The sequence below is a fragment of the Castellaniella sp. genome (genome assembly GCF_041675725.1).
In the GTDB taxonomy this organism is placed as follows: Bacteria; Pseudomonadota; Gammaproteobacteria; order Burkholderiales; family Burkholderiaceae_B; genus Castellaniella.
The window spans coordinates 25,406-40,254 of the sequence record NZ_JBAYTI010000006.1 but is presented as its reverse complement, the minus strand read 5'-3'; the positions used below and the strand labels follow the sequence as shown (position 1 = coordinate 40,254).

Genomic DNA, 14,849 nt, shown 5'->3' with positions numbered 1-14,849 from the left:
TATAATTGAGGGCTTGTCTCCTATCTGTCTTCTTTCTACCAGCCAACGAACATGCAGGAACGCTATCTTCCGACCCAGGTCGAATCCGATGCCCAGGCACACTGGCGCGCGGGCGACGTCTACCGTGTCACCGAATACGCCACAGCGCCCGATGGCTCTCCCAAGCCCAAGTTCTATGCCTGTTCGATGTTGCCCTATCCCAGCGGCAAACTGCACATGGGGCACGTGCGCAACTACACCATCAACGACATGATGGCCCGCCAGTTGCGCATGCGCGGCTACAACGTACTCATGCCCATGGGCTGGGACGCCTTTGGCATGCCAGCCGAGAACGCCGCCATGAAATCCGGCGTGCCGCCCGCCCGATGGACGTACTCGAACATCGCCACCATGAAGGGCCAGATGCAGGCCATGGGCCTGGCCATCGACTGGTCGCGCGAGATGTGCGCCTGCGACCCGGCGTACTACAAATGGAATCAATGGCTGTTCCTGAAAATGCTCGAGAAAGGCATTGCCTACCGCAAGACCCAGACGGTGAACTGGGACCCGGTCGACCAGACCGTGCTGGCCAACGAGCAAGTCATCGACGGCCGCGGCTGGCGCTCGGGCGCGCTGGTCGAGAAGCGTGAAATCCCAGGCTACTACCTGCGCATCACCGACTACGCGCAAGAACTGCTCGACGCGCTCGAAGACGAACGCATGAGCGGCTGGCCCGAACGCGTGCGCCTGATGCAGGAAAACTGGCTGGGGCGCAGCGATGGGGTGCGTTTCGCCTTTCGCCACGACATCCACGATGCCGATGGCGCCCTGATCCAGGACGGGCGGATGTACGTGTTCACGACACGGGCCGATACCATCATGGGCGTAACATTCTGTGCGGTGGCACCCGAACATCCCCTGGCCATCGAGGCCGCACGCCACTCGCCCGAACTGGCCAAGTTCATCGAAGCCTGCCGCCAGGGGGGCACCACCGAGGCCGAGCTCGCCACGCGCGAAAAAGAAGGCATGCCCACGGGCCTGAACGTGATTCATCCGCTGACGCAGGCGCCCGTGCCCCTGTGGGTCGGCAATTACGTCCTCATGAGCTATGGCGACGGGGCGGTCATGGGGGTCCCGGCACACGACGAACGTGACTTCGCCTTCGCCCGCAAATACGGGCTGCCCATTCGCCAGGTCATCGAAGCCCCCGGGCAAGAATACGCGGCCGATACCTGGCACGACTGGTATGCCGACAAAGACATCGGCCACGCCATCCAGTCAGGCAAATACGACGGCCTGAGCACCGCACAGGCCATCCAGGCCGTGGCCACCGACCTCCAGGCGCTCGGGCTGGGCGAGGCCCGCACGACATGGCGCCTGCGCGATTGGGGCATTTCACGCCAACGCTACTGGGGCACCCCCATTCCCATCATCCACTGCCCCGACTGCGGTCCTGTTCCCGTGCCCGAAAAAGACCTCCCGGTCGTACTGCCAGAGCACCTGGTGCCCGATGGCACAGGCAACCCGCTGGCCAAAGACGAGGCGTTCCTGGCCTGTGCCTGCCCCTCCTGCGGCCAACCTGCGCGGCGTGAAACCGATACCATGGACACGTTCGTGGATTCATCCTGGTATTTCATGCGCTACGCTTCGCCCGGCAACGATCACGCCATGGTCGATGCCCGCAATGACTACTGGATGCCGATGGACCAATACATCGGCGGCATCGAGCACGCCGTCATGCACTTGCTGTATGCGCGCTTCTGGACGCGCGTGATGCGCGACCTGGGTCTGGTGAAGTTCTCCGAACCCTTCACCCGTCTGCTATGCCAGGGCATGGTGCTCAATCATGTCTATTCACGGCGCAATGCGCGCGGCGGCATCGAATACTTCTGGCCGGAACAAGTCGAGCCGGTCACCAATGACAAGGGCGCCATCGTGGGCGCCCGCCTGAAGACCGACGGCTCGCCGATCGAGTACGAAGGCATCGGCACCATGTCCAAGTCGAAGAACAACGGCGTGGATCCACAGATGCTCATCGATACCTTCGGTGCCGATACGGCGCGCCTGTTCGTGATGTTCGCCAGCCCGCCCGAGCAGACGCTCGAGTGGTCCGACTCCGGTGTCGATGGCGCCCACCGCTTCCTGCGCCGGCTTTGGGCCTTTGGCCATGCGCACCAGTCCGCGGTACGGGGCCAGCGCCCCGCCGAAGGCGGTTTCGAGCAGTGCAACCCGGCTGGGGCCCGGTTGCGCCGGCAGGTTCACGGCCTGCTGCGCCAGGCCGACTACGACTACCAACGCATCCAGTACAACACCGTGGTGTCCACGGCCATGAAGATGCTCAATGCGCTCGACACGGCCACCCACGAGCAGGCCGATGCCCTGGCCGTAGCGGACGCGCTGTCCATTCTGCTGCGCGTGCTCTACCCCGTGGTGCCGCACGTCACCTGGCAATTGTGGCGCGAACTGGGGTTCGCGGATCGGCTGGGCGACCTGCTCGATGCGCCGTGGCCCACCGTGGATGAAAATGCCTTGCTGGCAGAGACCATCGAGCTGGTCCTGCAGATCAACGGCAAGGTACGCGGCCAGCTCAGCGTGCCGCAGCAAGCCGATCCTTCAGCCATCGAGGCCAGTGCGCGGGCCCACGAGGCTGTGGGCCGTTTCCTTGAAGGACGGCCAGTCAGGCGGGTGGTGGTGGTGCCCGGCCGGCTGGTCAACGTAGTGGGCTGACGACATGATCCAACCGACCGTTCTACGCACCATGGGGCGCCTGCTGGCTGCAGCCGCACTGACGCTGTTTCTGGCAGCCTGTGGTTTTCACATCCGCGGGGCCACGCCGCTGCCCTTCGATTCGCTGTACACCAACATCAACCTGAACACCCAGTTCGGCGCCCGCCTGCAACGGGCGATCCAGGCCAACTCGCCATCCACCCGCATCGTCGCCCAACGCAGCGAAGCCGACGTCTCCCTGCTCCAGACCGACGACAGCGAGCACTTGCGCCAGCTCTCGCTGGATGCCGACGGCCGCATCGAAGAGTACGAGCTCAGGCTCACCTTCACGTTCGAGCTGGTCGACCGCCACGGCGAGACCCTGCTCGAACCCACCACACTCGAGAGCCTGCGCGAACTCCCCTACAGCGAAAGCGTCGTGCAGGCCAAGGAAAGCGAAATACATCGCAATTTCAACGATATGCGCGACCTGCTGATCCATCGCATCATGAGCCGCATCAGTTCGCCCGAAGTGCGTGCCGCGTATGCGCGATCCACCGAAAGGGCCGAGCACGCCGGGCAGGATACCCGCGGCGATCCGTCCCTGGGCGCGGCGCCAGCCAGCCGCTGAAACCATGGCCCCCCGTGCATCCAGCATCGCACAAGTGCTCCGGCAGGCCGAGCGAGACGCGGCCCTGCCCGCGTACTGCGTCCTGGCGGGCGATGAGATCCTGCTGGTCAATGAAGCCGCCGATGCGCTGCGTGCACTGGCCACCCAGCTGGGTTGCAGCGAACGCAGCCATCTGGTCATGGACGCCCGCAGCGACTGGTCTGCCGTGCTGGCGGCTGCGTGCAACACGTCGCTGTTCGGCGACCTGCGCCTAGTGGAAATCAGCCTGCCGTCGGGCAAACCGGGCAAGGCCGGCGCCGACATGCTGCAACGGCTGGCCGACCAGGCGGCGGCCGGCCAGTTGCCGGATGCCTTCATCTTGCTGCGCTTGCCCCAGCTGGATTGGGCCACCCAAAAAAGCAAATGGGTCCAGCACCTGAAAAAACAGGCCACCTGGGTGGCCATTCCGGGGGTCGCGCGCCCGGACCTGCCCGGCTGGATCGCCCAGCGGCTGGCACGGCAACAGCAGGCCATCGATGCGGCCACCCAGGCGTGGCTCGCCGGGCAAGTCGAAGGCAACCTGCTCGCCGCCCACCAAGAGATCGAGAAACTGGGGCTGCTGTACCCGCCCGGTGCCCTTAGCCTCGAACAGGTGCAGGCGGCGGTGCTGGACGTCTCGCGCCACGACCCACAAGACTTGCGCGCCGCCGTGCTGGTGGGCGAGCCACAACGCGCCCTGCGGGTCCTGGCCGGCCTGAAAGCCGAAGGCATGGCCCACCTGCCCGTGCTCTGGGGCCTGGGCGAAGACCTGCGCATCCTCGGCATGCTGGCCAATCTGCCTGCCGCGCAAAGGGGCGGCGCACTGCGGGCGCAACGGGTCTTCGGGGCCCGCGAGCAGCACCTGCGCCAGGCCCTGCAGCGCTGTCCGGCCCGTCTCTGGCCCCTGGCGCTGGGCCAGGCCCACGAAATCGACCGACACATCAAGGGCGTGCCCGTTGCGGCGTGCCTGCCCGACCCCTGGGACGAACTCGCCCGCCTGGTCCTGCGCGTGGCCACGGCCGGGAAACCGCCTCCCGATCAACCGATCTCACTGCCATGAATACCGCTACTTCCACCGCCACCCCCCTACGCCAGCTGGGCCAGCAGGCCCGTGCGGCATCCCGACGGCTGCGCGTCACATCGGGCGCTGCCCGATCCGCGGTCCTGCTCGCGCTCGCCCGACGCATTCATGAACAATCGTCCTGGCTGCAGGAAGAAAACCGCCGCGACCTCGATGCAGCCATCGAAAAAGGCCTGGATGCACCGCTGGTAGACCGCCTGCGGCTGTCCGACAAAGCCCTGCAATCCATGGCGCAGGGGCTGCGACAGCTGGCCGATATGCCCGATCCGATCGGCAGCCTCAGTGCCACCACGGTGCGCCCCAATGGCATGCGCGTGGCCCGCATGCGCGTGCCATTGGGGGTGATCGGCATCATTTACGAATCCCGCCCGAACGTCACCGTCGACGCCGCCGCCCTGTGCCTGAAATCCGGCAACGCCGCCATCCTGCGCGGCGGCAGCGAAGCCTTCCATTCGAACCGCGCGCTGGGCCGGCTGATCCAGCAGAGCCTGCAGGAAACCGGCCTGCCCGAACACGCCGTCCAGGTGGTCGAGACCACCGACCGCGCCGCAGTGGGCGAAATGATCACGTTGACCGAGTCCATCGACGTCATCATTCCGCGCGGCGGCAAGGGGCTGATCGCACGCCTGGCCGCCGAATCCAAGATCCCGCTGATCAAGCACCTGGACGGCAACTGCCATCTGTACGTCGATCGCGCGGCCCGGCTGGACCAGGCACTCGATATCGCCCTCAATGCCAAAACATACCGCTGCGGGATCTGCGGCGCCATGGAAACCCTGCTGGTGCATGCCGACATCGCCAACGACTGGCTGCCCAGGGCTGCGCAGCGCTTTGCCGAAGCCGGCGTCGAGCTGCGCGCCTGCCCGCGTGCCCTGCCGCTGCTGCCCGGCAGCGTGCCCGCCACCGAAGCAGACTGGGCCACTGAATACCTGGCGCCGATCCTGGCCGTGCGGGTGGTGGATTCGCTGGACCAGGCCCTGGACCACATCGCACGCTATAGCTCCGAACACACCGAGTCCATCGTCACCCAGGACCTGGCCGCCGCCGAACGCTTCCAGCGCGAAGTCGACTCGAGCTCGGTCTACGTCAACCTGCCCACCTGCTTCGCGGACGGCCAGGAATACGGCCTCGGGGCAGAAATCGGCATCTCCACCAACCGCCTGCATGCCCGCGGCCCGGTGGGCCTGGAAGGCCTGACGATACAGAAATGGGTGCTCAATGGCGATGGCCAGCTGCGGGGCTGAAACATGCTCTGGGTCAAAGTGCTGCACCTCCTGTTCGTGATCGCCTGGTTTGCCGGGCTGTTTTACCTGCCACGCCTGTACGTCAACCTGGCGCAGGCTCAGGACCCGGCCACCTATGACACCCTGCTGGGCATGGCCCGGCGCCTGTATCGCTTCATGACGCCCCTGGCGGCACTGGCCCTCGCATTCGGGCTCTATCTCTGGCTCGGCTACGGGCTGGGCCAGGGCCAGGGCTGGATGCATGCCAAGCTGCTGCTGGTGCTGCTGCTGATCGTCTACCACCTGGCCTGCCGCCACTACCTGCTGGCCTTCACCCAACGGGCGAACCGCCATGCCCACCGGTTCTACCGCGTCTTCAACGAAATCCCGGTCCTCATCCTGCTGCTGGTGCTGATCCTGGTCGTCGTCAAGCCATTCTGATGCCATGGCACAATCCAAGAAAACCACACTGCGCCTGAAAACCACGCCCGCGGCAGCCGACACCGACAAACCGGCACCGCGCCAGCGATCGGGTGCGCGGGCCCACCAGGCCGCGCGCCAAGAACGGGCACGGCGGGCGGGCGTCGGCGCCACCGGGGTGTCCACCCCGGCCGCCCCTGTAGAAAAAGCCACGGCCCGACCCGCCGCCCGGCCCGAGCCCGACCCGCCTCACCGCCCGGTGGCTCGCCCGGCGACCCGCCCGCACGACAGGCCGGCAGGCGGCCACCACCGGCAGCGCCTGGCCCGGCCGCAAGAAACCTTCAAAGCCTTCGCGCCGTGTCCGCAGGGGCTTGAGCACAGCCTGGCCCAGGAGCTCGGCACGCTCGGCCTGGCCGCCGTGGCCGCCGGTCGGGCCGGCTGCCATTTCGAAGCCGCCTGGCCCGATCTGCTCAGGGCGAACCTGCATTCCCGCCTGGCCACGCGCATTCTGGTGCAGGTGGCACAGGCCCCTGTGTACAACGAGGACGACATCCTGAGCCTGGCGCGGGCCACCCCATGGGAACGCTGGTTCGGTCCGGAACACACCCTGCGGGTGGATACCTCGGCCGTGCGCAGCCCGATGCGCAGCCTGCAGTACTGCAACCTGCGCGCCAAGGACGGGATCTGCGACCGCCTGCGCGAGCGCGAAGGCGCGCGCCCCGACATCGACACGGTGCGCCCCGATGCCCGCGTGCACCTGTTCCTGGATGCCCGCCAGGCCACGCTGTATCTCGACCTTTCGGGCGAGTCGCTGTTCAAGCGCGGCTGGCGGCTCGACAAGGGCGCCGCCCCGCTGCGCGAGAACCTGGCGGCCGGCTTGCTCATGCTCTCGGGCTGGCCAACCGACGCTGCCCTGCTGGACCCTTTCTGCGGCAGCGGCACGATCCTCATCGAAGCGGCCTGGATGGCCCTGGGGGTGCCGCCGGGGATCTGGCGGCCCTTCGCATTCGAGCGGCTGCGCGATCATGACGCCCACCTGTGGCGCGACATCAAAGACGACGCACGCAGCCGCATCGCCACCCGGCTGGCCCAGCCCCTGGTTGGAACCGACCACGACCCCGCCGCCATCGACGCCGCCCGGGCCAACGTGCAGCGCGCCCATCTGGCGCCCGACAGCATCCGCTTCGAAGTCTCCGACGTGCGCGAGGTGCCGCCTCCGGCGGAACGGGGCTGGATCGTGACCAACCCGCCCTACGGCGAGCGTCTTGGTCTGGCCGATGCCGACGTGCTCTGGGCCGCCTGGGCGAGCTGGCTCAAGCAGCATTATGGCGGCTGGCAGCTGAACATCATCAGCGACGACCGGACGCTGCCTGGTCGCCTGCGCCTCAAGGCCCGACGGCGCCATCCCCTGTACAACGGTGCAATCGAGTGCCGCCTGTTCCAGTTCGACCTGGTTTCACACGCCGATCGCGACAAGGACGACACGGCCTGAATGGGCGTTCGCCCGGCCTCTGAGCTTGCTATTACTTAGGGTTTTCCCTATAATTAGGGTTAACCCTGAGCGAAACGCTCTTTTCACGCAAAGAGGCTTGCAATGAAAAAGATGTACAACTCCGATATCCGCCTGACGGACGCACTTGAACGCCAACTGCTGCAGGAAGCCATCGACGCCTACCAGACATACTGGCTGGATGAGCGCATCAAGCAGCTGTTCCTGAAAGTGCTGCACTTCTTCAAGGCACCGGAAGCGCCCACGCAGGGCTCGGTTCGCACGGCCCACTGAGCCGCGCCGAAAAGACTAGAAAGGCCGCCCTTGCAGCGGCCTTTTGCGATAATGGGGGGTGCACCCATATAAAGCCGCCATGAACCAGGCCACCCGTCCTCCCCCCGCCAGCCGCCGGCGCCGTTTTGCCTGCATGATCTATGAAGGCATCCTGCTGTTCGGCGTCGTCTTTCTGGCCGGTTATCTGCTCGATACCCTGACGCAAAGCCGTCATGGCCTCATGTGGCGCCCCGAGCGCCAGATTTTTCTGTTTGTGGCCATCGGCCTCTATTTCCTGGTCAGCTGGCGACGCAATGGTCAGACCCTGCCCATGAAAACCTGGGGCATCCGGCTGGCCGATCCAAACGGCCAAACACCCGGCTTTACCCGCCTGCTGCTGCGCTATCTGCTGCTCTGGCCCCTGCCCCTGCTCAGCGCCTGGCTGGTTGCGCGCCTGTCCGCGGCCCTCCAATCCAGCGCAATCGACATGCTGATCGTGCTGGCGCCATTTTCCTTGTTCATCTGGACCTGGTTCGATCCCCGCGGCCAATTCCTGCACGACCGTATCCTGGGCACCGAATTGCTGGCCCAACCCCGCCCAGGGCCCCAGATGCCTCATGGCCAACCCAAGGTTCCGCCCACATCATGAACGACGCACTCACCAAATACCTGACTGCAGATCGCAGCACCCGCATCCAGACCCTGCAACTGGGCCCCGCCTGGCAGACGGGCCTGGCTCACCAGCATCTCTCGGATGCCGTCGTGGCGCTGCTGGGCGAACTGGCAGCCGCCTGCGTACTGCTGGCCGGCAGCATCAAGTTCGATGGTTCCGTCGTGCTGCAACTGCAGGGCAACGGCCCCGTGCGGCTGATCATGGTCGAGTGCACCTCGGCACTCGAGCTGCGCGCCACCGCACAAGTGGATGACGACCTCGCCCTGCCCGACACACCAGACCTGCAGGCGCTGCTCAACGCCGACGGCCAGGGCCGTTTCGTCGTCATGATCGACCCGGAAGGCCGCAAGCCGGGCACCCCGCCCTATCAAGGGATCGTCCCTCTCGAAGGCCAGTCGGTGGCCCAAGTGCTCGAGCACTATATGCGCCACTCGGAACAGCTCGAGACGCGGCTCTGGCTGGCGGCCGACCGCCAAGGGTGCGCAGGGCTGCTGCTGCAGCGCATGCCCGCCGATGAGAACCATCCAGCCGGCGAAAGAACCGATGCCACCACCTGGGCACACTGCACCACGCTGGCCGACACCCTGAAGACCGAAGAGCTCACCGGCCTGCCCGCCGCGCAATGGATCCGCCGGCTTTTCTGGCAGGAAGACCTGCTCGCGTATCCCGCCCAGCCTGTTCAATGGCATTGCAGCTGCTCGCGCGAGCGGGTGGCGCACATGCTGCGCAATCTGGGTGCCGACGAAGTCAACGCCATCCTGGCCGAAGAAGGCCGGGTACAGATTCATTGCAATTTCTGCGGCAAGGGCTACGATTTCGATGCCGTGGATTGCGCAGCCCTGTTTCTCGAACCACACGACCCCATCCCCATGCCCGGTTCAGATACCCTGCATTAGGCCCGAACCCGCGGCCCGGCGAACCGGCCGCCGTGACGGAATCGTCCATGGCGGCTTGTCGCGCTGGCATGACGGTACGCCGGTCCGGCACACTGGCAGGCATGCCAGCATCCAAACCGCCACCCCGCCGCCGCCCATCCAGATGCACGATGCCGCGCCCCCGCTCAGGTGGCGCAGGCGCCGTCGGTTTCCTGCTGGTCGCTGTCCCCACCCTGATGCTGGGGCTGGGCAGTGTCGAGCTGGCGCACTGGTTCAGCCTGCGCCAGATCCTGGGGCACGCCTTGATGCAGGCGGCCCGCTCGGGGGCTACGCAGCATGCGCGCCCGCAGATCATCGCCGATTCGTTCGAATCCGGCCTGCGCATGGCTTGGCCAGACCCCCGCAGCCTGCGGCGAATCCTGCATGAACATGAATCCACGTTGGGCGTGGCCTGGCACATCCGCATCACCCAGCCCGCCCGTGCCGCCTTCCGCGACCATGCCGACCCCCGGTTGCGCGTGCCCCACATGCCATCCGGGCTCGCCTTGATCAACAACGATCACCAGGCCTTGCAGCAGGCCCGATACGTCCGGCAAGGCTGGCCGCAGGGGCGGGGGCCCGTGTCTGGCCAGACCATCTTCGAGGCCAATACCCTGGCCATGACACTAGACTGGCCCCAACGCCCCCTACTGCCCGGCACGGGCGCCTTGCTGCGTACGCTGGCCCCCTGGGCGTCCGACCCGCTTCAGGCGCGCTGGATGGCGGCGGGCTACCTGCCCTTTCGCCGCCACATACGGCTGGCCATGCACAGCCACCCGGCCCAATGGCCGGATCTGGCCGACGGGCGCATCAGCCACGGCACCGCCACGCCCGCACACCCGGCAGCCGCCGCCGGACCGGCGCAGCCCAATCCATATGACGGCTTTTCCACACCCGCTCCTGCCAGCACACGGCCAGACGGGCAGGGCGAAGGGGCTGCCGATACCCCCCCAGCCGAAGACGCCCTCCCCGCCGCACCGGGTTCCCCGGGCGGCGGGCCGCCGGGCGTCGATACCGCCGCCGATGGCACGCGGCCAGGCCCCCCGGAAGAGTCCGCGCCGCCAGTACCCGACGATTCATGCGTGCCCGCGCCATGAGCCGCATGGGCCGCGGCCCTTGCCGCAGCGGCCGCCGCCATAGGGGCAGCGGCCGGCCGGCAAGAAATCTGGAACTGGAAGGTCAGCCTCTGGAGCTGGAAGATCAGCGGGCGGGCGGCGGGGGCGCCGGCACGATCTGTACGTAGTACTCGCCGGGGCGCACCATGTTCAGCTCGCCGCGGGCCCGTTCCTCGATGGCCGAGGTGCCGTCGGCCAGGTCATTGACTTCGGCCCGCAACGCATTGTTGCGGGCCTGAAGGGCTTCATTGGTTTCCGTCTGTGCGGCCAGCCGCGCCTGGAGATCGCGCAGATCCAGCCAGCCGCCCTTGCCCCACCAGAGCGGGTACTGGATGACCAGCAGCAACAACAGCAGGATCAGGCACAACAGGCGCATGGGGGCACCCGCGGTATGCGTCAGCGCAGGTTATAGAAAGCCGATGTCCCTGGATACGACGCCACGTCGGCCAGCTCTTCTTCGATGCGCAGCAATTGGTTGTACTTGGCCATGCGGTCTGAGCGCGACAGAGAGCCCGTTTTGATCTGCATGGCATTGGTGGCGACGGCGATGTCGGCGATGGTCGCGTCTTCGGTTTCACCCGACCGGTGCGAGATCACTGCGGTATACCGGGCGCGCTTGGCCATTTCGATGGCCGCGAAGGTCTCGCTCAGCGTACCGATCTGGTTGATCTTGACGAGTATGGAGTTGGCCACCCCCTGGCGGATGCCGCGCTCGAGCATCTTGGTGTTGGTAACGAACAAGTCATCGCCCACCAGCTGCACCTTGCGCCCGAGCTGCTCGGTCAGCAGCTGCCAGCCGTCCCAGTCTTCTTCGGCCATGCCGTCTTCGATGGAAACGATAGGGTACTTGTCGCACCAGGACGCCAGCAGGTTGGCGAAATCGGCTGAACTCAGCGACAGGCCGCCCTCGCCGGCCAGATGATACTGGCCATCGCGGTAGAACTCGGAGCTGGCGCAATCCAGCGCAAGCAGCACCTGCGAGCCGGCTTCGTAGCCGGCTGCATCCACAGCGTTGAGAATCAGCTCGATCGCGGCTTCGTGGTTGGCGACGTTGGGTGCAAACCCGCCTTCGTCGCCTACCGCGGTGGACATGCCTTGCGCGGCAATGATTTTTTTGAGGGCGTGGAAGATTTCCGCCCCCATGCGCAGGGCCTCGCGAAAGCTGCCGGCCCCCACCGGCAGGATCATGAACTCTTGCAGATCGAGCGTGTTGTTGGCGTGCGCCCCGCCATTGATCACGTTCATCATGGGCACCGGCATCTGCATGGGGCCACTGCCGCCAAAGTAGCGATACAGCGACAGCCCGGCGTCGTCGGCCGCCGCCTTGGCAACCGCCATGCTGGCCGCCAGCAAGGCGTTGGCCCCCAGCCTGCTTTTGCCTTCGGTGCCATCGAGATCGACCAGCACATGATCGATGAAGGTTTGCTCTTGGGCATCCAGGCCGATCAGGGCCTCGGAGATTTCGGTATTCAAGTGTTCTACGGCACGCAATACGCCTTTGCCCAGATAGCGGGCCGGGTCGCCATCACGCAGCTCTACGGCTTCGTGCACGCCCGTGGAGGCTCCGGAAGGCACTGCCGCACGACCCATGGCGCCTGATTCGAGCAAGACGTCGCACTCGACGGTGGGATTGCCGCGCGAATCAAGGATTTCGCGCCCTATGATGTCTACGATTGCACTCATGGTGTGACTTTCCTGCCAGTGATGGAAAACGGGGGTTGAACCGATTCATTGTACCCGGGACAGTAATGCACCCAACCCCCGCCTGGGCCGGGTTCAAAGCGATTGCTGCAGCGCGCCATCCTGCTTGACGCAGCGATCCAGTGCCTGCAGCACCTGCAGCAGGGCACGCATCTGGCCCAGCGGTACGGCGTTGGGGCCGTCCGACAGGGCCTGATCGGGATTTGGGTGGGTTTCCATAAAGACCCCCGACACCCCCGCCGCCACCGCCGCGCGCGCCAGGACCGGCACGAATTCGCGCTGCCCCCCCGAGTGGGTGCCCTGCCCGCCGGGCAGCTGGACCGAGTGGGTGGCATCGAACACCACCGGGCAGCCCGTCTGGCGCATGATGGCCAGGGACCGCATATCGGATACCAGGTTGTGATACCCAAAGGACGCACCCCGCTCGCACACCAGGATGTTCTGGCCATCGCCACCGGCCTCGCGTGCGGCATCACGCGCCTTGGCGACCACCTGGAGCATGTCTTCGGGAGCCAGGAACTGGCCCTTCTTGATATTGACCGGCTTGAGCGTGGCGGCACAGGCCTGGATGAAATCTGTCTGGCGGCACAGGAAGGCGGGGGTCTGCAGCACGTCGACCACCGCTGCGACTTCGCGCACCTGGCCGGTTTCGTGCACGTCGGTCAGGATGGGAACACCCAGACGGGACCGGACATCATCCAGGATCGCCAGGCCCTGATCCATGCCCAGGCCGCGGAACGAACGCCCGGAACTGCGGTTGGCCTTGTCGAACGAACTTTTGTAAATGAACGGGATGCCCAGCGCCCGCGTGATTTCCTGCAGGGCACCCGCCGTCTCGAAGGCCAGCTCGCGCGATTCGATCACGCACGGACCCGCAATCACGAACAGGGGCTGGTCGAGCCCGGCCTGGAAGCCACATAGCTTCATGCGGCCCCCGCGGTTTTTTCGGATACGTGTTCTTGATAGGCCAGCGCGGCCCGCACATAGCTGGCAAACAAGGGGTGCCCATCGCGCGGCGTGGAGGTGAATTCGGGGTGGAACTGCACGCCCATGAACCAGGGATGGCTGGGTAGTTCCATGATTTCAGGCAGGTTTTCCGTGGGGGTTCGGGCGCTGATGACCAACCCGGCCTCTTCGAGCCGGTGCACATAGACGTTATTGACTTCGTAGCGGTGCCGATGCCGTTCGTTGACCTCGTCGCCGTAGATCTCGTGTGCCCGCGTACCGGGCTTGACCGGGCAGCGCTGGGCCCCCTTGCGCATGGTGCCGCCCAGGTCGGAACCCGCATCGCGGCGTTCGATGGCCCCTTCACGATCCTGCCATTCGGTGATCAGGGCCACCACCGGATGCGCCGCGGAGGGATCGAATTCGGTGCTGTTGGCGCCCCCCAGGCCCGCCACGTGGCGGGCAAACTCGATCACCGCCAGCTGCATGCCCAGGCAGATGCCCAGGAAGGGGATGCCCTGTTCGCGGGCGTACTGGATGGCGCGGATTTTCCCCTCGGTGCCGCGCTTGCCGAACCCGCCCGGAACCAGGATCGCATCGAGCCCCACCAGCGAAGCCGTGCCGTGGGCTTCGATTTCTTCGGAATCCAGGTACTCTACATGCACCCGCGTGCGGGTATGGATGCCGGCATGCACCAGTGCTTCGGTGAGCGACTTGTAGGACTCGGTGAGATCGACGTACTTGCCCACCATGCCGACGGTGACGTCGTGTTCGGGGTTTTCCAGGTCTTCGACCAGGCGGTCCCAGAGCGTGAGATCCGCGGGCGGCGGCGTGATGGCGAGCGCATCGCAGACCAGGCTGTCGAGCCCCTGGCTGTGCAGCATGGCCGGGATCTTGTAGATCGAATCGGCATCCCAGACGGAAATCACCGCATCGAGCGGCACATTGGAAAACAGGGAGATCTTGGCACGCTCGTCGTCGGGCACCGGACGGTCGGCGCGGCACAGCAAGGCGTTGGGATAAATGCCGATTTCACGCAGCTTCTGTACCGAGTGCTGTGTCGGCTTGGTTTTGAGTTCGCCCGCCGAGGCGATGTAGGGCACCAGGGTCAGGTGCACGAAGGCACACTGGTTGCGCCCCAGGCGCAGGCTCATCTGGCGCACGGCCTCGAGGAAAGGCAGGGATTCGATGTCGCCCACGGTGCCGCCGATTTCAACGATGGCGATGTCTGCCTGCCCTTCGTAGGCCGCCTGGGCGCCCCGGACGATGAAGTCCTGGATTTCGTTGGTGATGTGCGGAATGACCTGGACCGTCTTGCCCAGGTAGTCGCCGCGCCGTTCCTTGCGCAAGACCGATTCGTAGATCTGGCCCGTGGTGAAGTTGTTCACCTTGTGCATGCGCGCCGATACGAAACGCTCGTAGTGGCCGAGATCGAGGTCTGTCTCGGCCCCGTCCTCGGTGACGAAGACCTCGCCATGCTGAAACGGGCTCATGGTACCGGGATCCACATTGATGTAGGGATCGAGCTTGAGCATGGTGACGCGCAGGCCACGCGACTCGAGTATCGCAGCCAGGGACGCGGCGGCAATGCCCTTGCCCAGCGAGGACACCACCCCACCGGTAACGAATACGTATTTGGTCATGAGAAACACCCGAAAGAATCGGGCAGGAGCGGGAAACT

The 14,849-nt window shown here is 65.8% G+C and carries 14 protein-coding genes; 10 read left to right on the top strand and 4 right to left on the bottom strand.

Annotated features, from left to right (window positions below; translation table 11 throughout):
- Positions 1-51 precede the first annotated feature (51 nt).
- The 10 genes from leuS to WCZ84_RS02120 all read left to right on the top strand — a co-directional run bounded on the left by leuS (position 52) and on the right by WCZ84_RS02120 (position 10,504).
- Complete coding sequence (gene leuS, locus WCZ84_RS02165; protein WP_372684615.1) at positions 52-2,706, top strand: leucine--tRNA ligase; 2,655 nt, start codon at positions 52-54, stop codon at positions 2,704-2,706.
- Between the two features lie 4 nt (positions 2,707-2,710).
- Complete coding sequence (gene lptE, locus WCZ84_RS02160; protein ID WP_372684614.1) at positions 2,711-3,316, top strand: LPS assembly lipoprotein LptE; 606 nt, start codon at positions 2,711-2,713, stop codon at positions 3,314-3,316.
- A gap of 4 nt (positions 3,317-3,320) precedes the next feature.
- Entirely contained in the window at positions 3,321-4,394 is a 1,074-nt protein-coding gene (holA, locus tag WCZ84_RS02155) for a DNA polymerase III subunit delta (RefSeq protein WP_372684613.1), read from the top strand.
- The gene (locus tag WCZ84_RS02150) at positions 4,391-5,659 is read left to right on the top strand and encodes a glutamate-5-semialdehyde dehydrogenase (protein ID WP_372684612.1); all 1,269 of its coding nucleotides are present in this window, start codon (positions 4,391-4,393) and stop codon (positions 5,657-5,659) included. The genes holA and WCZ84_RS02150 overlap by 4 nt, the downstream gene beginning before the upstream one ends.
- A 3-nt stretch (positions 5,660-5,662) precedes the next feature.
- A complete protein-coding gene (locus tag WCZ84_RS02145; RefSeq protein ID WP_372684611.1) occupies positions 5,663-6,079 on the top strand; it encodes a CopD family protein in 417 nt (138 codons plus the stop codon).
- 4 nt (positions 6,080-6,083) lie between these two features.
- The gene (locus tag WCZ84_RS02140) at positions 6,084-7,550 is read left to right on the top strand and encodes a THUMP domain-containing protein (protein WP_372684610.1); all 1,467 of its coding nucleotides are present in this window, start codon (positions 6,084-6,086) and stop codon (positions 7,548-7,550) included.
- 102 nt (positions 7,551-7,652) lie between these two features.
- The gene (locus tag WCZ84_RS02135; protein ID WP_372684609.1) at positions 7,653-7,841 is read left to right on the top strand and encodes a hypothetical protein; all 189 of its coding nucleotides are present in this window, start codon (positions 7,653-7,655) and stop codon (positions 7,839-7,841) included.
- Positions 7,842-7,920: 79 nt separating this feature from the next.
- A complete protein-coding gene (locus WCZ84_RS02130; protein WP_372684608.1) occupies positions 7,921-8,469 on the top strand; it encodes an RDD family protein in 549 nt (182 codons plus the stop codon).
- Entirely contained in the window at positions 8,466-9,389 is a 924-nt protein-coding gene (locus WCZ84_RS02125; protein ID WP_372684607.1) for an Hsp33 family molecular chaperone HslO, read from the top strand. The genes WCZ84_RS02130 and WCZ84_RS02125 overlap by 4 nt, the downstream gene beginning before the upstream one ends.
- 149 nt (positions 9,390-9,538) lie before the next feature.
- The gene (locus WCZ84_RS02120; protein WP_372684606.1) at positions 9,539-10,504 is read left to right on the top strand and encodes a TadE/TadG family type IV pilus assembly protein; all 966 of its coding nucleotides are present in this window, start codon (positions 9,539-9,541) and stop codon (positions 10,502-10,504) included.
- A 103-nt stretch (positions 10,505-10,607) separates the two neighbouring features.
- Here the strand turns inward: WCZ84_RS02120 and ftsB are convergent, their stop codons facing one another.
- The 4 genes from ftsB to WCZ84_RS02100 all read right to left on the bottom strand — a co-directional run bounded on the left by ftsB (position 10,608) and on the right by WCZ84_RS02100 (position 14,811).
- A complete protein-coding gene (gene ftsB / locus WCZ84_RS02115; RefSeq protein ID WP_372684605.1) occupies positions 10,608-10,898 on the bottom strand; it encodes a cell division protein FtsB in 291 nt (96 codons plus the stop codon).
- Between the two features lie 20 nt (positions 10,899-10,918).
- Positions 10,919-12,205 (bottom strand): phosphopyruvate hydratase, encoded by a 1,287-nt coding sequence (eno, locus tag WCZ84_RS02110; protein WP_372684604.1) that lies wholly within the window; start codon positions 12,203-12,205, stop codon positions 10,919-10,921.
- Positions 12,206-12,298: 93 nt separating this feature from the next.
- A complete protein-coding gene (gene kdsA / locus WCZ84_RS02105) occupies positions 12,299-13,150 on the bottom strand; it encodes a 3-deoxy-8-phosphooctulonate synthase (protein ID WP_372684603.1) in 852 nt (283 codons plus the stop codon).
- Positions 13,147-14,811 (bottom strand): CTP synthase, encoded by a 1,665-nt coding sequence (locus WCZ84_RS02100; RefSeq protein ID WP_372684602.1) that lies wholly within the window; start codon positions 14,809-14,811, stop codon positions 13,147-13,149. The genes kdsA and WCZ84_RS02100 overlap by 4 nt, the downstream gene beginning before the upstream one ends.
- Positions 14,812-14,849: the final 38 nt, after the last annotated feature.